Consider the following 21,582-nt stretch of genomic DNA (forward strand, 5'->3'; position numbering starts at 1 on the left):
ATAAACATTGCATAGTACTTATGCTGGATTCATCCCTCTATTATGCAACGCCTAATAGGCATTAACTTAAAACTACCGCAGAGATGCTCATCTCTGCGGTAGTCTTGATGAAAATGTTAAAGCTGAAAAATGAGACTTGATTCAGATTTTTACAACCGCACGATCGCATTATAATCAGGTACACTTCGAGCGATCTTTTTAAGCTTTCAACAGATTTATAAAATAAATCTTTAAAGCAGTAGTTAAAAGAAAAATCCCTGTCACAGACAGTTGACAGGGATAGCAGTTTTGAGATATGGCTTATCTCTTAGCTAAAAAAATCTTTGTGGGCAGCGACAAGCATCTGAGCTTGCCTTAAAACGTTTCCGAATAAATAAAAAGGAATCTGCCAAGCTGCAACGGTAACTTCTTTGACTATATCTTGTACGCTAACTGCGATTAATTCATGCTCTGGCGGCTCTCCCTCAACTGTACCAGACCAAGTAAAAGCTAATAAGAAATCGTCGTCTCCAGGCAAGGATGCAATCAAACATTCTTCAGGTGTTGGTTCGCAAATAATTCCATAATCATTTGCAAGTTCTACTAATCTTTGAAATTTGTTTCCGTTTGTCATTTGTTCTTAGGATGTAATTGAATCTCAGTTTTAGAAGAAATCATATTTTGAACTCCAGAACTCAAGTGAGTTGCTACATAGCAGAAATTACGAATAATTAATAATTCGTTGAAAATTATGAGTTATTGGAGTTGGATCGGGCTTAAGTCCAAAATATTACCGCGATCGCTTGGTTGTATCAGCAACAATTGTTACTGTTTTAGAAAAAGCTAAACTACTTACTTTTTCGGTTTACCCTATTTACATACACCTCCATTTGTTACCATTTCAAGATTGATGCTTTAATCTCACCCTCGCTGACGCAGTGCATTGAGAATTGCGTCAGCTTTTGGGGGAACTGCTGTAAACCGAAGCAGAAAAAGATGCTCGTCAACATTAGACTGTTCGATCACCTTGGCATAGATATCTTCTTCTGTAGCCATTTCTGCCTCAATCAATAACTGGAGTTTGAGATTACTCAATAGTTCTAAAGAATGTGGCGATCGCAGCTGCGCTCCTTTTTCTGAGAGGCTAATCAATTCCCCCATAAATACTGTTCCAACTGCATGTTTTCCCTGCAAAATGGAGTATTTTACAGGTATTTTTTGAGTAAGAAGGATCGTTTTCTCATCGTATTTAGGCAAGAATAAATTATATTTACCACCAATGCCACGAATTTCACAAATTGTCACAGGGTGTTTTATACCTTTGGGTTCTATTTGTAATTGCCCAGCAATTTGTAAGTCAATATTGGCATCCTTACAGGTATTTTCGGAAATTAAAATTTGTCCTCCCACTGTATAAGATTCAATTCGAGCAGCCAAATTAACATGACTGCCAATAACTGTATATTGAGCGCGTTTTTGAGAACCAACATTTCCCGCTACGGCTTCGCCTGTATTAATACCGATTCCCATTTCGAGAATTGGAAAATTCATTTGCTGATTTTGTTCATTCACTTGCTGCATTGCTAATTGCATCGCAATCGCACAAGCGATCGCTCGTTCAGAATCATCTTTGCGACTAATTGGCGCACCAAAAATCACAAAAATCCCATCACCCATAAACTCATTAATCGTGCCTTTATACTGGTTGATTACATCTGTCATTGTTCCCAAATAAAGATTCAAAATCTTTACTACTTCTTCTGGGGGCAATTGTTCGGAAATAGCCGAGAATCCTCTTAAATCAGATACAAGAACCGTAACTTTTCGGCGTTCTCCTCCCAGCTTTAACCCAGAAGGAGTTTCGAGGATATTGGCGACAATTTCATCAGTTAGATAGCGGCCGAGGGTTTTTCGCATCTCGGTAGCACTTTGGGCAATATACTGAGTAAGTGCGATCGCAGAACCGCCAAAGGCTAGCAATGAAGGTATAACCGGAATCCACCAACCAGCCCAAAACGCCAAAAAGCTGCCACCAATTAAACCCCCACTCGCAAGACAAACACTAAGAGTCATCAAGGTTTTCTGATTGCTACTATGGCGTTGCAGCCAACACAAGCTAGCACCAATAATTGACCAAATTAAAATTGATAGCCATTCTAGGGGCTCAGGTAAACACTTAATCAATGGACGGCCTTCCATCGCCGTACTTAAAATTTGACTAATCAAATTAGCATGAATTGTCACACCCGCCATTCGTTCTGGGTCAGTCAATACATTACTGCTGTAAGGCGTATAGAATAGATCCTTCAAACTCTCAGCAGTAGCACCAATTAATACCACCTTATTTCGCATTAAATCTCGTGGGATGAGATTATCTTGCACTTGAGTAAGAGAAACTTTAGTAAACTGCTGTATCCGTCCTCGGTAATTCAACAGCACTTGATAGCTTCCGGCATCAGCTCGGACATAACCTCCATCATTAGCTTCAAAAATCGGGAAAATACCCCGATTTAACTGCAAGTAATTAGAGTTAGTTGCCGATGGCTTGGCAGTAATACCTTCAGGTTTTAAGTACAACAATGCCAGTTTTAACCCAAAACTTTCCAGAATCTCGTCATTATTTAAGTTTACGTACAATAATGCTCGTCGAATTTTGCCATCTCCATCTATGGGTAAATCATTCGACCCAATTTGATTAAGTTTCTTCAGTTCTGGAGATGAATCAACCGCCGAACTATCAATAGTATCAGAGACTTTTTGGACTCCAATCAAATTAGGAGTAGACTTAAACACCTTAAGTACGTCTTGATGACCGGGATTTACGGGTAAATCACGATAAATATCTAAACCAATCGCTCTGGGTTTTTGCTGTTTGATTTTTTCTAACAAACTAGCAAGTTTTCCATCAGGCATAGGCCACTGTCCCTGCTTGCGGACATCTGCCTCATTAATCTCAACTATGACAATGCGGGTATCAGCCGATTCTCTTGGACGAAGGAGAAAAAATTGATCTAGTGCTGCCAATTCCAACAATTGCAGTAATCCAGTCAAGCGTATTGCAATCACCAGGGCTGTAATATTGGGAACAGCAAGTAAAACACCCCGCCATTGCCAAATGTGCGGTTTCAGCTTTGTCCACATAATATTTAATGCTGAGTGCTGAGTGCTGAGTTAGGAGTTAGGAGTTAAGAGTTAAGAGTTAAGAATTTTTCCTCAGCTTAATGCCCTCTGCCCAATGCCCCGTGCCCTTGTTTCGTAAATGTGCAACAATCAATCAATGGTTCGGAAGCGATCGCACTCAAACCTACAGACTTAAAAAATTGTTTCCAATCCAACCTCGCTTTGAAATTATTCGGCTCAGTCCGGCGTAGCTGCACCAAACTAGTCAGCGCTTCATGCCAAATCCCAGCTTCTGCATAGATAGTGGGCAACTTGTACAAATTCGCCTTTGCTAACGCCTCTGACAAAGTTGCTCCTGGTTGAGTGCGTTCCACCCAACCATCTACAGTCGGATTTTCACTATTGTCTTGATTATCACAAATAATTGTTAGATACCAATGATAAGTTTTACCTACAGCGAGTGCAGGGGCACTGTCAGGAGGTTTAAAGCTAATAATTCCCGATTTATTTGGAAGTGTAAAAGAGGTTTCATAAAATACGTTCTGGTCTTCAGTCAAGAGCAGAAACTTGGCTGTTTTGAGTTGAGATGGAGGTATATACCAGAAAAATGTTGGATGTTGAGCAAATGTCAGCCCTAATTTATCTGGAGGTATTAAGGGAGTTATTAGTTGTTTGCCTTTTAGGCAAGAACTACCACGCGTAGAACCACCAGCACTTGCGGGAAGTTTTCCCCGCTGTGGTGGTTTAAATGTTTGACTAATTTGCCAAGTTTTATTGGCATGGTACGACTGAGCTTGTACCTGTGCTGTTAAAGCAGAAAGCAAATACAAAGGTAAGGAAAAGGGTACAAAATATAGAGATGGTTTAATCCCTTTCATATTGATAATGCCTGAGTTCTAAATTAGTCAGGTGAATAAATTAAGTATTCCCAAAAGCAGAGTTAGATTTTTCACTCAACTACAAAACTATTTATTGGGCATTGGGCATTGGGCATTGGGAAAGAGGAGGCAGAAGGCAGGAGGCAGAAGTTCAAAAATGTTTGAATTTTGAATTTTGAATTTTGAATTGATTTGTCCCCTGCTCCCCTACTCCCCTACTCAAATATATGGCGATACATCTTCACCGCATTTATCTGCTAAATAGGAGAGGGCGCGGAAACGTAAGCCTACCAGTTGCTCATATAAGGGGTTAATTTTACACATCGGTGGAATATGCACTATCTTGCGTCCAAATAGGGTGACATCCCGTTCAAAGGGACACTGGGCGGGAATCATTTTACACAGAAAGCGGGCTACTCTTGGGTCTTGGATATCTAGCCCATCAAGCCAGTTTTGCAGAGGGCGTAGGGCATTGATTTGACGCTTTGTCAGCCCAGTGCTGGCGATAGTGGGGATAATTTGCTGTGGGTATTCCAGAGTGTGGCGAAGGGCTTCGAGTAACTTCTGTGGCTGTTCCAAAGCTTGACAGAACTGTTGCAGAACCTCATCTTCGCTGGGAGAATAAGTACCATCTGCGATCGCTACCATTATCGCTGTCCTTAAGAAATTTTCGGCAGATGGTGTCCCTTTACCCAACGCTGCGGCTAATTCCTCTGGCGTAATTACCTCTAATGAGTCAAATTTAATCTTAGGAGCTAATTCATTTTCGGTGATGCTGGCAATTAATTCCTGTTCTTGGTCGTCAAAATTACCATCAGCCCAAGCAATAGTAAGCAGTCCACGCAACCAAGCGGCAATCTGTTCGCTGCTGTAGGGGGATTGAACGGTACTTGTCATAAACTCTATGTCTCAAGCTTTCCTCAGTCACTACTACGCTACCCTAACCAGTGACTATGAAGATAGTGGAAGCAGCACAGAAATAAAAATAAATCAGAGAAGTTTTCAAATTGCAATAGTCGGTCTTAAGGTAAAATTCATTTGTACCATTATTGAGAATTTTTATACTTAAAGTGAATTCGATTGGAGTATCTCAAATATTTATCAGGTTCAAGACTGTAATTTGCGCCACAGAATTATGGAGTTTTCTAAGTATGCGAACCTGCTAGCTAAATATCGCCGACGCTTTTCTCTAATGAATCGTTTACTGATGTTACTTGCTTTTCTATAGAATTGCGATCGCTTGGCATTAGTGAAATTAGGTTAACTCTAAAAAATTAAGGTATATAATGTTTTTCTTTGGCATTGAACATGAAGTCGCGTTTTTGAATAATGAGGGAAAATTTGCTGATTTCTCCCACACAAAATTTGCTGATTTCAATCAAATTATTGCAAGGCTACCTACATACCCCAGTGATTATCCTCAACTCCGCGTTGGCGATGCCGGTATTAAGATGAAGAGATGGTACATTGAAGGATTTGAAAGATTTGCGGATTCTGATGAAGTTATAGACTGTCATGTTAAAGGTATTGAAATTAGAACAACTATCCATTCTAATATTCTAGGCGCTATTACTGAATTATCAGAAAGTTTTAACTTGCTACGTCAGGTTGCTGCTGACTTTGGCTTATCACCAGTTTTGGTGAGTTTTAATCCCTACAATCCAGCTTTTGAGCCTCAACCCCCATTAAACAATTATGAAATTAAACAGCTAGAAGCTTATCCTGACGAACAAACTGCTAATATTCACATGGTATCTTATGGGCCAGATTTAAATATTTCCGTGGCAGATTTGTCAACTGAAGATGTAATTGATATTGGTAGAAAGTTAACTTATTACAGCCCCTATATCGTTCCTTTTAGTTATAGCTCTCCCTTTTATAATGGAGGTTTATGGGATGGACTATCGGTACGAACATTTATCAGAACTGGAAAAAGACCGGCTACTCTGGTTTTTGTTCAAAAAGAAGAACAACTTATTAATAGCATACCCGCCTTAACAAAAATTGCTCGCATTCCGGCGGAAGTGGGACGCATCGAATTTAAGGCTTGTGATAGTTGTGATAATTTTTTCATCTATGCGGCTTTGCTAGTATTATTGAAAGGTTTGGTGTTAGATAAAACCTTACTGGGTAGAGCAACTGTACCCGATGCAGCGTTACACCAACTTTCTGCAAAAGAAGCGTTTGAAAACGAAGATATTTTTGAAAATGCGACAAAAATCTTCCAAGCAGCCGAAGTTGCTTTAGGAGATGACCCAGATGTTCATTATTTAACGCCCTTAAAAGTGCTGCTGGAAAAACGGAAAACAAGATCCCATGAATTAATAGAAATGTTTCATCACGTAAATTCAATAGAAGAAGTTATAAGGCAGACTTATCAAGTTTAAAAAAAAGATTTATTTTTCTCCTTTTATTTATTTATTAGAAGGGATTAAGCAGAGTCTTTATATAATTATATAAATTAATACTTTACAAATGTCCTGTAAAGTGCATATTCCTGCAATTCCTTTAATTTGATAAAGTCCAGCTAACTGAAGATAAATAGTATAGCCTTAGTTGAAAAAACTAGATTAAGTCGATATACCTAGAGAATGATTTTATTCTAACTAAAGATGTAGTAAAATTAATTCTAGAGATTGATGCATACCCTAGCTTTTTCACAGTAAAAGTGTAAACAGGGAACTGAAATGAAGGATTTCAATTATGAAATCTAATAATTTTGCTAAAGAATTAAGGTGGGATTTGCTTATTATCCCTTAATAATTCGATGCAAAAATACACAAAATCTCTTCGTCAGGTTCGTTTTCCAAGAACTTCTAAATTGAAGCGGAGCTTGCCAGTTTTATTATTGCTTAAAATTGCTGAGTTAAGTAAAGGTATATGCTCTCGCTCTTTCAGTAAAAGTTCTGCGTTGTTAAAGCTGTTATCGAGGATTTCAAATGAAGATGATTACTTCTGTCTTATCTATTTTTCGTCCAGTACGTTTTCTAGTAGTAGCTTTTACTTGCGCTCTAGTATTATTCTCTAATGCTTTTCCTGCTTTTGCAATTGGTACCGACCCAAGTGACCCTACTGAAGCTACTACACAACTGCTTGATATTCAGCGCAAAACTGACGAAGCCGCTAAAGAACCACCAATAGGATTGGAAAAGACTCAAAAAGAGGCTAATCAAGGACTCAATGAGGTTCAGGGAGCGGCTGATGTTGACAAGCAAAAGAGTCCTGAAAATTCTCAGGGTGCAAGAACTATTGAAGAAAAAGCAAATAAATTATTTGACAAAATTACAGGTAAATAACAGAGTTAATATCTTGGTAATTTTTTGTTAGTAATGGGTGATTGTGTCAAAGCAATCACCCATTACTACTTAGGGATTACCAAGAAATAAATTATCCAGTTTTGTGGGGTGGACATCTTGTCCGCCCCTTTCTACGGGCGGGCGAGACGCCCACCCCACAATAAAAGTTGTATATTTTTTTAGTTGGTAGTTTCTTACTTATATTAATATCTCTGTTTTTTTAGCCGCTCAAAAACAAGGAAATGTAGCTAATTGATGAATTATCTATAGACTACAGACTGAATAGTACTACCTATTAAGGCATAGATATAACTATGGAATGTAAGAATTAATCTAAACTCATAATGTTTCCTTTGGTTGATGTGGATGATGTGGAAAATTTGGCAAGTTAATAAATAAGTTTGCTTAGGGATGGAAAATAATGCGTGCGATAAACATTGGTCTGACAGACGAACAGCGTCAAGGTGTAATTAATCTGTTGAATCAGGATTTAGCAGATGCCTATTTACTGCTGGTGAAAACCAAAAAGTATCACTGGGATGTCGTTGGCCCTCAGTTCCGCTCTTTGCACCAGCTTTGGGAAGAACACTACCAAACGCTGACTCTAAATATTGATGCTTTGGCAGAGCGGGTTCGCGCTTTGGGCGGTTATCCAGTTGGTACATTGGAAGGATTTCTCAAGCTTGCTACCCTCAAAGAACATGGTGGTAATGTGCCCAGTGCAACAGGTATGGTAGCTAATTTAGTGGACGATCACGAGCAGGTTATTCGTAATTTAAGAGACCATGTAGATCAGTCTGGTGAAAAGTTCCACGATCAAGGAACTGCCGACTTTTTGACTGGACTACTCGAACAGCATGAAGAGATAGCTTGGATGCTGCGTTCATTTATTGAAGGCGAGGCACTAGATGCAGATGGCAGACAGCCAACAGCTGATACTAAGACTCCCGTAGGTGTATAGCTCATAACATCTGAGTTCAGGAAGGCTGTATGTGAAATCAATTGAGGGAGGCTCGATTCCTCCCTCAATTGATGTGAAAGAATTAATCTGCCTGGATCTACTCATTCACCTTGCCAAATTGGGAATTGAAAATTGGTTCATGCGCCAATCCCACTTAACGCCAGTCCGCTCAAGTCGGAAATTCCGCCTAAGCGGCTGGTTCATTTATGTATGCTGGGGAATCTGTCTAGTGCAGTGGCTCATCCCGATCGGTGCAATCAATCTAATAATATAAAAATTGATTGGTCATCTTCATTGCCAAAACAACATAAGACAAGGAGTTTTTAAGTGTCAGAAGTATACAAAGCAGAACGTACTATTTCTGCTGTATTTAAAGAACAGAAGCAAATTGATGATGTGATTCGACGTTTACTAGACAGGGGTGTGCCTAGAGATCGTATTTCGGTCATGGGCAGAAATTTCCAGTCGGAAACGAGAATTGCAGGCTTCATTAGTAAAAAAGATGTGATAGTAGGAGGTTTGAGAACAGGAGCAGTTTTTGGTTCTTTGTTTGGTTCCTTTCTCAGCTTGCTTACGGGTGTAGGCTTATTGTTTATTCCCTTTGTCGGCCCAATTGTGTCAGCAGGGCCTATTAGTGCAGTGCTATTGGGGGCTGCTAGTGGAGCGATCGCAGGTAGTGCAGGTGCCGGTCTAGTATCGGTTCTGACTACTTTGGGAATGCCAGAAGATAAAGCGGCTATCTACCAAACTCGCTTACAAGCTGGCGAATTTTTCGTGATGGCAGAAGTTCCGAGTGATCGCACTGGCGAATTTCAATTGCTGCTCGAAAGTGCTGGTGGCGAAGAAATTAACACGATTGAGAAAACTCTGGATCGTTCTTGTTCTGGACAGTGTAACAGTCCAGCAGACTTGTCTCCTGAAGTTCGCGCTCATCTTTCTAATGAAGCTCAGAGTACATTCATTGAACGATATAATGCTGTACTCAATGAAAAAAGTGACGAGTTCACAGCCGAACAAGCTGCTTGGGAGACTATTCACCAACAATACGAAGAAGATGAAAATGGTGTCTGGTCTAAAGCTAAGGTCAAAGCCTGAAGAAGGCAGGAGGTCGAGTCGAAACACTGACTCTTGCCTCTGTTGTTGAACTACTGTGCAAGACTAGATATCAGAGATTTATAACAAATAAATTATCCGATATTGTGGGGTGGGTTTTGTGGCTTACCCCACAAAAAGTAAGTATATTGGCAATAAGCTGGGAATATTTGTAGATATTTATACGTATTATGGCAGGCGATCGCACTTAGATAGAAATTGCCTACTCTGGGTCTGGTTTGCATAATTTTGGGTACATTACCGCAAATGCGCTGATACTTTAATTTTCCCTCTTCATAAATTCCGCAAAAACACCGTTACGCTATTTGTGTTTGCGATCAAAACTTAGAGCATCCAGTTTATGAGGGCGGATTTATGACCAACCCTGTAAAGACGGTTATCCAAGTCAATCTGGAGATGGCTCTAGAAGTAGCTCAAGAATTAGAGCAAGCTCCATACACTCAACTCGGTGCTTATTGTTTGGAAATTTTACGGGAAATCGGATGTGCTGGTACTGAACTCCCAGTTAACTTACAAACTCGCGATCAGCAGCTAAATTTCATTACAGGCTTTGCATCTTATGCTTTTGGGGAGGTACAAAGTGTATAAAGCATTAATTGATGATATATTTTCTGATTCTGAAGATACAGAAGAAACCACCTTTCCTGCCACAGATGAAGATTTATTAATCTTAACGGAAAAATATTTAGGGTTTGAAATTCCCTCAAAGGTTTTCTTGCAAGCTATAGCCATTGCTGATTACGACGGTGCAGCTGCTTTTCGCTACGTTGATAATTATTTGATTACTCTCAAAAATAAGAAGAAGCGTAAGCAGAAAAAATTACTTGTGTTAGGTTGTTCGACTAGATTTGACAATAATTGACGTGTTTATTCACCAGTTAACTAAAAACCAATCCGATTTAGATAAGATAATTTGCACGGCTGATGTAGAGGCGTTGTATTACAACGTCTCCGCACATTTGTTTCAAAAAGACAATAAACAACAATAACAATTTATCTAGAGTTAGTGGCAGGGCAAACGCATTTTATTTACTAATAAAAAATCAAAAGGATTCTCAAGTTATCTAATTGAAGAAGGCATGAGGCAGAGAGCAGAAGACATTATTCATTCTGCCCTCTGCCTTTTTCGATAACTGTCAAACTTGATGAAATTATAAACAAAACAAATCCGATCTTATCGGAAAATATGAATTAGCTTATTTTAAAATATATAACTCTTTAGTAAAAATAAAAAACTCACGATCGGGTAATGGATAGCTTTACCAAAGAGAGAGGTTAAGCCTCGCTAGATTAGGAAACGCTATATGAAATTTAAAACATTGTTTTTTAGTAAACAACTAGTATATTAAACATATATCTAAAGAAATAGATTAATGAATAATTAATTAAAAAATACTGTCTAGGACATCACAAATTAATTTAATACCAGACCATACTTTAGGCAGAAGGTTAAGAAAATTAATTCAACTAACTTAGTTAATTAAATAACAACTTATCGGCTCAAAACTTTTGATTTAGAGCCTTGCTTGGAGTTGAGAAATAGAAAAACTTTTTCTATATTTCAACAAATTGCTTAGTAGCATAAGAACCATTTAACTTCAAACTCAGGCTCAGGAGATACCAATGAACTTAAACCACAGTAAAAATTTGCTCAAAATGCTTGCTAGCCTCGTGGGAGTCGCTAGTACTGGTGCTTTAATAAGTCTTCCAGTATACGCTCTGCCTCAACCCATCTCTAGAAATTTGGAAACTAGTCAAGCCCCCATAGGCGATAGATTGTACTCTCAAGCAGGGCAATCTACAGGAGGTGATTCTACCACCGGAACGCAGCAGTATCCAAATAATGGCACTAGTGGTAGTGGAACTGGTACTAGTGGAACACAGCAGTATCCAAATAACGGCACTAGTGGGACAAATAATGGTACTACCGGAACGCAGCAGTATCCAAATAACGGCACTAGTGGGACAAATAATGGTACTACCGGAACGCAGCAGTATCCAAATAATGGCACTAGTGGGACAAATAATGGTACTACCGGAACGCAGCAGTATCCAAATAATGGCACTAGTGGAACCCAGGACAATACAGGAGGTAACAACACTACAGGTGGACAAAACACTGGTGGAGGTGTCAGAGCGCTCTGGTAATTTCTTAACGCTATAGGATACAGGCTAGATAGCTTGTTAAGCTTGCTTCCTCTACTTAGATGATTTCAAATCATGACTGTTATCAACAGTAAATGCAGTAGAAAAGATGAAATGCTCTGTCAGTTGAGTCGATTTCTACTGCAACTACTTTTGACAATTTTATTTTACCTTCCTCACAAAATTATATATCTAATGCTAGACTATTCTGTTCATCCGAATGATTTCTCAAATAACTACAGACTATAATAAGCTCAAAAATTAAACAATTGATAATTAATTTGGTACTAAAATATTGATATACAGAATTTAAAATTGGAAAATGTTCAAACAATTAGATAAATTAGTTATTTTTATTTGTGCATCTGGATTAAATTTTAATCCGGCTATGTCTTTAGCTTCTGAATTAAGAGTTACTTCTCATACTTCAACCAACAATTTAGTTTCTCAAACAGCTAATATTAATAATAACTTAATTATTCAACCTCTTCACCTAGAGATCAGCCTTCGCAACCGTAGAGTAACCCTATATCGAGGAAAAAACCGAATTAAAAGTTATCCTATAGCAGTAGGTCGCCAAGACTGGGAAACCCCAATTGGTAATTTCCGAGTGCGTACAATGTTAGAAAATCCTACTTGGATAAACCCTTTTACAGGTAAAGCTATCCCAGGAGGAGACCCTGAAAACCCACTTGGCAAATACTGGATTGGATTTTGGACAAACGGTAAAAATTGGGTTGGCTTTCACGGTACCCCTAATCCTGATTCAGTAGGTAAGGCTGCCTCACACGGTTGTATTCGGATGTACAACAACGATGTTAGAGAATTATTCTATCAGGTTAATATGGGAACACCAGTTACAGTGGTGCGATAGCTGATATAGGGTTATGACGAAAGTCTTAGTCGAGGGTAGCTAGTTATTAACCCAAGTTGCGGCTTTTCATTTTAATCCAAAATCTAAAATCTAAAATTGTTCGGTCATTACAAATTACGGATTAGTATTACTTCTGGCAAGACAAACTTGTTCATAGCTTTTACCAGCAATATCCCAAGTGAATTCTGTTTCTACCAATTGTCTGCCGTTGTGAGACAATTCTGAACGCAGATGTGGACGATCGAATAGTTGACTAATCGCGGTGACGTACTCTGCGGGTTTATTGGCTCGTAATGCCCGTAATGGATGACTAGCAGCATCTACAGCTAATCCTTCTAAGCCGCGATCGCTGGCTACTACAGGTATACCAGCTGCCATTGCTTCTAAAGTTTTATTTTTAATACCAAACCCAGTCCGCATCGGTACAACGCAGATGGTGGCTTGATGTAAATATTCTGCCATCGAAGGTACACGCCCCAGCACATTAATTCCTGGTTTTTTATCAAGTGCCAAAACTTCTGCCACTGGGTGAGAACCGACAATATCGAAAGTAGTATCGGGATACAATTTTTGGATTTCTGGCAAAACTTCATTGCTGAAAAAGCAAACAGCATCAATATTTGCTAAATTATCCATTGCACCAATAAAAATTAGGCGATGTCCTCCGGGATCGGTGGTACGCTTGGGGAAAGAAACTAAATCTACGCCATTGGGAATAACTGTAATTTCACTGTTGGGGTTAAATTCTTGTAGTTGAATTTTATCTTCTGCTGTTGTCGCCACAATTGCCGAAAATTTAGTGCAGTAGTTTTGCTCATAACGCCGCAAAAGTGGCAGATTAATTTTGTCTCTGAGTGAATTTTCTGAAATGCCTGTTGCTAATTGGTTCTGACAGGTAGCGTAAACAGAACTATGAACATTAACAATGGTTTTTAGCTGTTTCTGAAAATGTGGCTGCACATAAATCTCATTGACGCTATGTTCGCAAGTAATTACATCACATTTTCCCGCTTCCACCCAGTTATTAACCCATGTTTGCATCTCAACTGAGTAGCGATTAAGTACACTTGGCGGTGTTCCCTGCTGCAAAAATCTGCCAAATCGCTGTATTTTCTGCAATATTCCGGTGGTTTGAGAATCTGGCGGGCGTTCAAAAATAGCTAGACGATCCACACAATCGCGTAATCCTGCTATTTCTGGGTCTGTAACATCACTTTCGCGTTGAGTCACGAGGGTGACAGTATGACGTTGACTCAAGTACTTGAGTAAATTAAATGTCCTAACTTGGGTTCCTCCACGCGTTGCTGGGTAAGGAAAGGTGGAAGATAGCATTAAAATGTTCATATCAGCGTCTTCAAAAGTTTTTGGTTTAGCCAAAATAGGAAGGTGCAGCCAAAGTCAATTCTAAAGGGTGCGATCGCATCGGAATTTTAATCATAAACTCTGTTCCCTGACCAGGTGCTGAAATACACGTTATTTGACCACCATGTTTGGACACAACTATTTCCTGGCTAATCGACAAGCCTAAACCCGTTCCTCTACCTACGGGTTTTGTTGTAAAGAAAGGGTCAAATAAGCGATCGCGTACTTCCTCTGTCATGCCGGGGCCAGTATCGCCAATCCTAATAGTCACAAAATTATTGTCAGTTACTTCGGTGCGAATCCGAATCGTGCTGCGGCAAAAGTAAATTTCCTGGGGCGATCGCTCTTTATCATACTCCTCCAAAGCATCAATTGCATTCGCCAATAGATTCATAAACACTTGGTTGAGTTGTCCTGGATAACATTCCACCAGGGGTAGGTCGCCATACTCTTTAACGAGTTGAATCCCTAGTTGGTTAGAACTGGTTTTAAAGCGATTGTGCAAAATCAGCAGCGTGCTATCTAACCCAGCATGAATATCCACTGGCTTCATTTGGGCTTCATCGACGCGAGAAAAAATCCGTAACGAGTGAATAATTTCGCGGATGCGGTCAGCCCCAACCTTCATCGAACTCAGCAATTTAGGCAGGTCTTCACTCAGAAATTCTAAATCTATCGCCTCAGTCAGCTTCTGAATTTCAGGTTGCGGTAAGGGAGTGTACTTAGCATAGAGGTTCAAGAGGTCGAGCAAGTCTTGGGTATATTGATAGGCGTGAGTCAGATTCCCATAGATAAAGTTGATGGGATTGTTAATTTCATGGGCAATACCCGCCACTAATTGCCCCAGACTGGACATTTTTTCACTATGAACCAGTTGGCTTTGAGTTTCTTGAAGTTGGCGAAAGGCAAGTTCTAGCCGATTGGCTTGTTCTCGATAGCGTGCTTCTGATTCCTGCAATGCTTGTTCTGTACAAATTCGCTCTTGGATTTCCTGTTGCAGCAGCTGATTAGATTGAAAAAGTGCAGCCGTCCTTTCTTTTACGCGTTCTTCTAACTCAGATGTCAGTTTTAAGAGGGCGTTCTCTGCTTTAGTTCGTTCTTGAATCTCTTGCTCTAGATGCACATTTTGTTCTTGCAATCTCTTAGTCAGGTTTCGGATGCTTAAATGGATTTTGACACGGGCTAAAACCTCTTCATGCTGAAGCGGCTTAGTGATATAATCCACCGCCCCAAGATTCAACCCTCTGACCTTATCCACCGTCTCAGAAAGCGCCGTCATAAAAATTACGGGGATGTCTTTAATTGATTCTTGAGCTTTCAAATGCTGGCAAGTTTCAAACCCATCCATACCAGGCATGAGTACATCTAACAAAATTAGATCGGGGAGAGCATATTCGATCTGTTCAATTGCATCCTCACCATCCTGCGCTACTAAAACTTGGAAGCCAGAATCAGCCAAGAAATCGAATAACACTCCTAAATTTGTCGGGTTGTCATCAACGATTAAGATAATGCCATTTTCGATGTTGGAAAGACTCATTAATTTACTCCTATATTTTTTAAGAATTCACGGATTTTTTTAACTTGAAAACCTTTAGCTAATTGACGCAACTCTAAAGAAAAAGGCGCATATTTCACATCCAATTCTTCCAATCGATCGACTTGTTGTACAATCCCTTTGAGATCGCCTTTCATTGCTAAATTCAACAGAATTGCAATTTCGTCTGCGGAGGGAGCTACCAATGATTTCTGAGAATTTTCTTGTTTATTCTCTGTAGATACTTTTTCACCATCTTCATAAATCCATTCCAGTTTTAAATGATACTGCAACTTTTCTAAAAGCTCTGTTATGCGGATGGGCTTAGGTAGAAAATCATTGCAACCCACCTCCTTACTTTTGTTGAGATCGAAATCAAAAACGCTGGCAGAAGTGCCAATCACGATCGCATTCTTTAATTCAGGCGATCGCCGAATGCGACGGGTAGTTTCAAAGCCATTCATTTGAGGCATCAACAAATCCATTAAGATACAATCTGGATTCGATTCAAATGCCTTATTGAGACAATCTTGACCATCTATTGCTTCGATCATTTCAAATCCTAAAGGCGATAGCATCTTGACCAAAATTGCCCGATTTTCTGGTCTGTCATCTGCCACGATAACTTTTCGCTTCTCGCCTTTAAAACTTTGGATATTTCGTTGCTCTTTTTTGACAACATCAGCGGATTGAGAAACTTCAGGTAAATCTAAATCAAAGAAGAAAATGCTTCCTTTACCTAAAGTACTCTTCACCTGGATTTCGCCACCCATCATCTGAACTAATTGGCGGGTAATTGCCAGTCCCAATCCCGTTCCTTCTGCTTTGCGATTGCAATCTCCTACCTGCTGGAAGGGCAAAAATATCTCTTCTAATTGCTCTGGTGCCATGCCAATTCCTGTATCTTCCACCTGAAACCGAATTCTACCTTCGTGATAGCCGACTTTGAAAGCCACGCCTCCAGTTTCAGTAAACTTAACTGCATTACCCAGTAAGTTAATCAAAGCTTGTCGCAACCGTTTTTCATCAGCTTTAACACCTATAGGAAGTTGAGTAATCTGTTCAAAAATTAAGCAAATACCTTTTTGTTCGGCACGGATACGGCAGATTTCGGCAATGCCTTCGAGAAATTCTAAAAAATGAAAATCTGTTAGATGGAGTTCCATTTTTCTCGCTTCAATTTTAGAGAGGTCTAAAATGTCATTGATCAGGTTCAAGAGGTGGTCGCCACACTGATGAATAATATTCACACCGTCTTTTTGTGAGTTAGTTAAACTTTTTTCACGCTTGAGAATTTGGGCATAACCCAAAATGCCATTAAGCGGTGTTCTCAATTCATGGCTCATATTGGCAAGAAAATCACTCTTAGCGCGGTTGGCTGATTGGGCGATTTCTTCTGCTTTTTGCAGATGTACATTTTTTTCCTGTAATTCTAAAGTTCGCTCTTGTACTTTGGCTTCTAAGTTAGTGTTGGCTAATTTTAAGTCTTTATAAAGACGAGCATTTTCAATGGAAATCGCCGCTTGAGAGGATAACAGTTGTAATACTTCTAAGCGATCTGATGTAAATGCGCCAATGGTGAGATTATTTTCTAAATAAAGAATGCCACTAAGTTTTCCTTGATGGATGAGCGGTGTACATAAAACCGATTTAGGTTTATAGGTAGCGATATATGTATCTGTGGTAAATGTTCCTTCACAAGTTGCATTGCTGAGGACAACATTTTCTTTAGTTCGGGCTACATAGTTAATCAGTGAAATAGGTAACTGCTGACTGGTTGATACTGGGATTTCTTGTAGCACAGTTATATCGTTTTTGTCTACCGATCCTGATGCTTCTATTAGCAAGTATCCTGATTTTTCTAAAATTAAGTAGCCTGTTTGAGCGCCAGCATTTTCTAGCACAATTGTCATTAATTTAGTTAGCAAATTGCTCAGAACTATTTCTCCAGAAAGAGCTTGAGAGGCTTTCATAACTGTTGCTAAATCCAGCGAGTCTGAAGCATTTTCACTCGTAGAGCTAATTATCCGAGTCACGTTTGTACTGACGGTTTCTCGCTTTGATATCCGAAATAGTTGAGGATATCTTTTTTCCAAGTCTTTGACTTTGGCGATCGCTCCCCAACGGCTATAGCCATAGTAAGCATCGTTGAGATAGGTATTAGCAACTTTCTCTCTGCCACAACCAAAATAGAACTCTGCTGCTAGCTCCGAGGCTAGGGCTTCTTCTTGAATATATCCATGTTCTCTGGCTCCAGTTATGGCTCGATCGTAAAACGCGATCGCTTTAGCATCTTGTTGCAATACTCGCGCCTTTTCTGCTTCCACTAAATCGTACTTATGCTGATAGTTCGCAGGAGAATGCAACGCCCATTGCTTCATTTTTTTCTGCTGCGCTGTCACTTGACTGAAATATTGTTGGCGCTCGCTTTGTGATGCACTGGGATACAAGGCTAGGAGAGTCAAAGAGGAGTAGAATTTGTGTTCGGCTTTGTACATCAACCCTTGTCCGCCTTGTTCGTATTTTTCGGCCAACAAGGCATTCTCAGCAGCGCGATCGTAATTTTTAAATAAATAACCCAGAATCAGTTTAGAAACATAGATAGGATAAATAGCCATATAATTATTGCTATTTATCAAAATTGGCAACATTTTATTTTCATCAAAACTTTCGCCAATTAATCTATATGGTTCCGCCGTTTTTTTAATTAAATTTAAGCCTGTCTGTCGGATTATTGTAGCATAAATAGTTTGAAACTCTTGTTTGTTTCTTTGCATCAAAGCAATATAATGTGCCTGTTTGTTAAGAGCTATTTCTAGATTTTCACCGATAAAAAATAAATGCGTGCAATAAAAACAAGCCGAATAAGAAGCATATTCTAAATCTCCTGTTTCTAGCCCTCTTTGGACACCCTCAATTAACGGTTCTATAGTATTAATAGCTGGTTCTTTCCAATGCCTGATAAAATAATTAAATGTTTCATAGATTTTCGCCGTCATTTCCTTAGCATTGAATTGATTTAACAGTTTTAAGCCTAGCTGACCAAATTGATAGCCAGAATCCATGTCTTCAAAAGCGCCACATAGGAACATTCCATAAAGTACATACGCATAAGCTGACAGAGTAGAGTTTCCATCTTTGAGACAGAGATTGGTCATTTTAAAAACGACCTGGGGATAAAGTTCGGGAGCTGCAATATAAACCGGAGGAATCAAATTTATCAAAACTCGCAGTGCAGCTAATTTATAAACATCAGTCATTTCTGGTAATTCTATTAAATCCTCAATTCGTTTTCCTCCTAAATTCAATCTAGTCAATCTCGCTGGGGGTTTTTCTGATAAAGGCAACCTTAACATTTTTAGCACTTGCAATCCGGTATTTAATGCAGCTTGCATTTGGTTTTTAGCAATATAAAACTGCATTTTTGTTTCGTATACTTGAACTCGATCGAGTAGGGTTTTTGCCTGTGCTAAAACTACATCAGAAAGCATTTCTGCTCGCTCGAAATTAGTGTTAAGGAATTCTACTGCTGCTGTTTCTACATAGAGATTGAGTGTCATGTCATACTGACACTGCCAACTATCTGCTGCAAGCAGTTCCAAACCTACATTTAAATATTTAACAGATGATTCATACGCTGTTGCTGCTTTTGCTTTCTGTCCAGCTATAAGATTGAGTTGAGCCAGTCTATCTTTTTGAGATTGTTGAGAGATGAATTCAGCACCAATATTTAATTGGTTAACAATTTCAAAAATGTTTTCTTCAATGTCCGTTTCCGAGGTATGTATTAGTAGTAGTTCGCCGATTTTTAAATGAGTTTGTTTTTTCTGATTATCTGGAATGAGAGAATAAGACGCTTGCTGCACTCGGTCGTGTAAGAACTTATAGGTAATAGGTGATGGGGGCTGGTTAATGGGCGATCGCCTATTCTCAGTTTCCATTTGGTCTGAGTCGAAAACGAGTGGTGTTTTGTAGGAATTGTTGAGGGGTAGAACCAAACCTGATTGCAAAGCTTCCCACAAATCGGCTGCTGTTTCTGACTTAGATTTTTTATTAATAATCGCTAAGATATCTAAAGTAAACTTGTCTCCAATACAAGCGGCAAGTTTTAAGACATTCTGTGTTTTTTCAGATAGTTTTTGAATCTGATTTGCCATAAAATAAACGACATTATCAGTTATATTAACTCTCTGAATAAACTCAATATTCCATTGCCAAAAACCGCTTTTAAAGTCAAAAAATAACAAGTTATCCTGATAAAGAGATTTGAGTAACTGAGTTAAGAAAAAGGGGTTGCCTTGGGTTTTTGTAAAAACTAACTCAGCTAACGGCTTTACTTTTAAAGGTTCACTACGAAGAGTATCGGCTACTAACTGATTGACGTGAGCGATATCCAAAAGCTGGAGGATAATGTTATTTACGATCGCACCAGTTTGTTGAATCTCCTCTAAAGTCTGAATAAAAGGATGAGTGGCATTTACTTCATTATCTCGATACGCACCAATTAGCAATAGATATTGGCTATCTGGGTCAGTCATAATTAACTGGATAAGCTTGAGAGAAGCTGAATCCGCCCACTGCAAGTCATCCAGAAACAAAACTAGCGGATGTTCGGGTTGACTAAATACATGAATGAATTGTTGAAACACCCGATTAAATCGGTTTTGTGATTCTGACGATCCTAATTGAGGAACTGCTAGCTGCGGGCCAATAATCCGTTCTAATTCGGGAATCACATCGATAATCACTTGAGCGTTAGAGCCAAGGGCATCTATTAGTTTTGATTTCCAAACGGCTATTTGCTCATCGGTTTCTGTTAGCAATTGCCGCATTAAATCTTGGAATGCTTGAATTAGGGAAGCAAAAGGAATATTCCGCTTGAACTGGTCAAATTTACCGGAAATAAAATAACCCCGCTGGCGCACAATCGGTTTGTGAACTTCGTGAACTAAGCACGATTTACCGATGCCTGAGTAACCAGAAACTAGCATCATTTCTGTAGTACCAGAACTGACGCGATCGAATGCTTCTAACAAAGTAGCAACTTCTGTTTCCCGTCCGTAGAGTTTTTGCGGGATGGAAAATTGGCTGTATAAATCTACTTGACCGACAATAAAGTGGGAAATCTCGCCATTTGTCTGCAACTGAGTCAGACAGGTTTCTAAATCGGCTTTTAGTCCGAGAGAACTTTGATATCTATCTTCAGCAGTTTTAGCTAACAACTTCATGACAATATCAGAAACTGCTGAAGGAATTTTGGGATTGAACTCTTGAGGCGCTATTGGTGTTTTGGCAATATGGCAATGAACAAATTCCAAAGAGTCAGCTGCATTAAAGGGCAGCGAACCTGTCAGCATTTCGTAAAAGGTAACGCCTAAAGAATAAAAGTCAGTACGGTAATCAATTGACCGATTCATTCGTCCAGTTTGCTCCGGTGACATATAGGCAAGAGTGCCTTCTAGCAAATTAGGATTGCTGACACTTTGATTTTCTTTTTCTAATTGCGATGCAATACTGAAGTCGATAATTTTAACTTGTCCGGTTTTTGGGTTAATAACGATATTGTCAGGTTTAATATCTTTATGAATAATCTTGGCTTGATGCAGTTGAGTGAGAGTGGATGCTAGCTGAATGGCTATGGTGAGAAATTCAGTTAATGATAATTGACGATCGCTAATATACTTTTTCAGAGATTCTGCACCAAAGTCTGCCAAAATCAGGGCTAAACCGTTATGATGATTTTCTAAAGCTAGAGACTTGACAATTCCTTCTATATCTACTAACGTTTGCGAGATTTTATATTCATGTCTGAGTCGGGTTAGTTCTTCGAGGCTGGGATACTCGGCTTTCAGAGCTTTAACGATCGCAAGGCTTCGATCTAACTGCTTGGAAGCGCGATAAATAACGGTATTCACACCTTCATGCAGAGCTTCAACAAAGTTGTAACCGGGAAGGACAGGTATCATTTTTCTAGGCCTAAGTAGTAGAATGAACTGGGCATGATGCTAATGAACGTTATCCACAACTGTCAAATAAAAGGACAATTAACTGCTTTCTTTAGCATTCCCAGCCAGCCCAAAATTTCTCTAAGGCTAAATAAAGCTCAACATTTGGAAATATAAGCTTGGGTTAAAGATTATTGGTCTTTCAAGACGCGATAAATCGCGTCTCTACATCTGGGTTTTGTTGCTCATTCTGAACTGTATAGACGCTGCACTATCTGCTTTTTCGGTTAGAATACCCTTCTTGTATTCTGTATTGATAATACCAATTCTGTATGAAGATGCGCCAAACTACGTCAAACTTATAGATAGGTA

16 protein-coding genes are annotated in these 21,582 nt (G+C 39.3%); 9 read left to right on the forward strand and 7 right to left on the reverse strand.

Annotated elements, in window-relative coordinates; all coding sequences use genetic code 11:
* Window positions 1–307: 307 nt before the first annotated feature.
* From RM368_RS34090 to RM368_RS34105, 4 genes are all read right to left on the reverse strand, one after another.
* Window positions 308–613 carry a hypothetical protein gene (locus tag RM368_RS34090; RefSeq protein ID WP_322698155.1) on the reverse strand — a complete coding sequence of 102 codons (306 nt, stop codon included), beginning with the start codon at window positions 611–613 and terminating at the stop codon, window positions 308–310.
* A gap of 287 nt (window positions 614–900) precedes the next feature.
* Window positions 901–3,120: an adenylate/guanylate cyclase domain-containing protein gene (locus tag RM368_RS34095; protein WP_322698156.1), complete on the reverse strand. Its 2,220-nt coding sequence runs from the start codon at window positions 3,118–3,120 to the stop codon at window positions 901–903.
* Window positions 3,121–3,197: 77 nt separating this feature from the next.
* On the reverse strand, window positions 3,198–3,977 hold the full coding sequence (locus RM368_RS34100; RefSeq protein ID WP_322698157.1) for a DUF928 domain-containing protein: 780 nt from the start codon (window positions 3,975–3,977) through the stop codon (window positions 3,198–3,200).
* Between the two features lie 219 nt (window positions 3,978–4,196).
* Window positions 4,197–4,874 carry a Mo-dependent nitrogenase C-terminal domain-containing protein gene (locus tag RM368_RS34105; protein WP_322698158.1) on the reverse strand — a complete coding sequence of 226 codons (678 nt, stop codon included), beginning with the start codon at window positions 4,872–4,874 and terminating at the stop codon, window positions 4,197–4,199.
* 389 nt (window positions 4,875–5,263) lie between these two features.
* On the opposite strand from RM368_RS34105, the gene RM368_RS34110 reads away from it, so the two are divergent.
* From RM368_RS34110 to RM368_RS34150, 9 genes are all read left to right on the forward strand, one after another.
* Window positions 5,264–6,364 (forward strand): glutamate-cysteine ligase family protein, encoded by a 1,101-nt coding sequence (locus RM368_RS34110; RefSeq protein WP_322698159.1) that lies wholly within the window; start codon window positions 5,264–5,266, stop codon window positions 6,362–6,364.
* Between the two features lie 552 nt (window positions 6,365–6,916).
* Window positions 6,917–7,273, forward strand: a complete 357-nt coding sequence (locus RM368_RS34115; RefSeq protein ID WP_322698160.1) for a hypothetical protein — start codon at window positions 6,917–6,919, stop codon at window positions 7,271–7,273.
* 421 nt (window positions 7,274–7,694) lie between these two features.
* Window positions 7,695–8,234 (forward strand): Dps family protein, encoded by a 540-nt coding sequence (locus RM368_RS34120; protein WP_322698161.1) that lies wholly within the window; start codon window positions 7,695–7,697, stop codon window positions 8,232–8,234.
* A 31-nt stretch (window positions 8,235–8,265) separates the two neighbouring features.
* Window positions 8,266–8,508, forward strand: a complete 243-nt coding sequence (locus RM368_RS34125; protein ID WP_322698162.1) for a hypothetical protein — start codon at window positions 8,266–8,268, stop codon at window positions 8,506–8,508.
* A gap of 53 nt (window positions 8,509–8,561) precedes the next feature.
* Entirely contained in the window at window positions 8,562–9,329 is a 768-nt protein-coding gene (locus tag RM368_RS34130; protein ID WP_322698163.1) for a ChaB family protein, read from the forward strand.
* A gap of 372 nt (window positions 9,330–9,701) precedes the next feature.
* A complete protein-coding gene (locus tag RM368_RS34135; protein ID WP_094352841.1) occupies window positions 9,702–9,935 on the forward strand; it encodes a hypothetical protein in 234 nt (77 codons plus the stop codon).
* Entirely contained in the window at window positions 9,928–10,209 is a 282-nt protein-coding gene (locus RM368_RS34140; RefSeq protein WP_322698164.1) for a hypothetical protein, read from the forward strand. Before RM368_RS34135 ends, RM368_RS34140 begins: the two co-directional genes overlap by 8 nt.
* A 761-nt stretch (window positions 10,210–10,970) precedes the next feature.
* Complete coding sequence (locus RM368_RS34145) at window positions 10,971–11,495, forward strand: hypothetical protein (RefSeq protein ID WP_322698165.1); 525 nt, start codon at window positions 10,971–10,973, stop codon at window positions 11,493–11,495.
* A gap of 319 nt (window positions 11,496–11,814) precedes the next feature.
* Window positions 11,815–12,366 (forward strand): L,D-transpeptidase, encoded by a 552-nt coding sequence (locus tag RM368_RS34150; protein WP_322698166.1) that lies wholly within the window; start codon window positions 11,815–11,817, stop codon window positions 12,364–12,366.
* A gap of 114 nt (window positions 12,367–12,480) precedes the next feature.
* Here the strand turns inward: RM368_RS34150 and RM368_RS34155 are convergent, their stop codons facing one another.
* The 3 genes from RM368_RS34155 to RM368_RS34165 are packed head-to-tail and all read right to left on the reverse strand — an operon-like array spanning window position 12,481 to window position 21,231.
* Entirely contained in the window at window positions 12,481–13,710 is a 1,230-nt protein-coding gene (locus RM368_RS34155) for a glycosyltransferase family 4 protein (protein ID WP_322698167.1), read from the reverse strand.
* Between the two features lie 25 nt (window positions 13,711–13,735).
* Window positions 13,736–15,268 carry a response regulator gene (locus tag RM368_RS34160; RefSeq protein ID WP_322698168.1) on the reverse strand — a complete coding sequence of 511 codons (1,533 nt, stop codon included), beginning with the start codon at window positions 15,266–15,268 and terminating at the stop codon, window positions 13,736–13,738.
* Entirely contained in the window at window positions 15,268–21,231 is a 5,964-nt protein-coding gene (locus RM368_RS34165; protein WP_322698169.1) for an AAA family ATPase, read from the reverse strand. The genes RM368_RS34160 and RM368_RS34165 overlap by 1 nt, the downstream gene beginning before the upstream one ends.
* Between the last annotated feature and the right edge of the window lie 351 nt (window positions 21,232–21,582).

Source organism: Nostoc sp. DedSLP03, from assembly GCF_034530815.1.
Taxonomy (GTDB): Bacteria; Cyanobacteriota; Cyanobacteriia; order Cyanobacteriales; family Nostocaceae; genus Nostoc.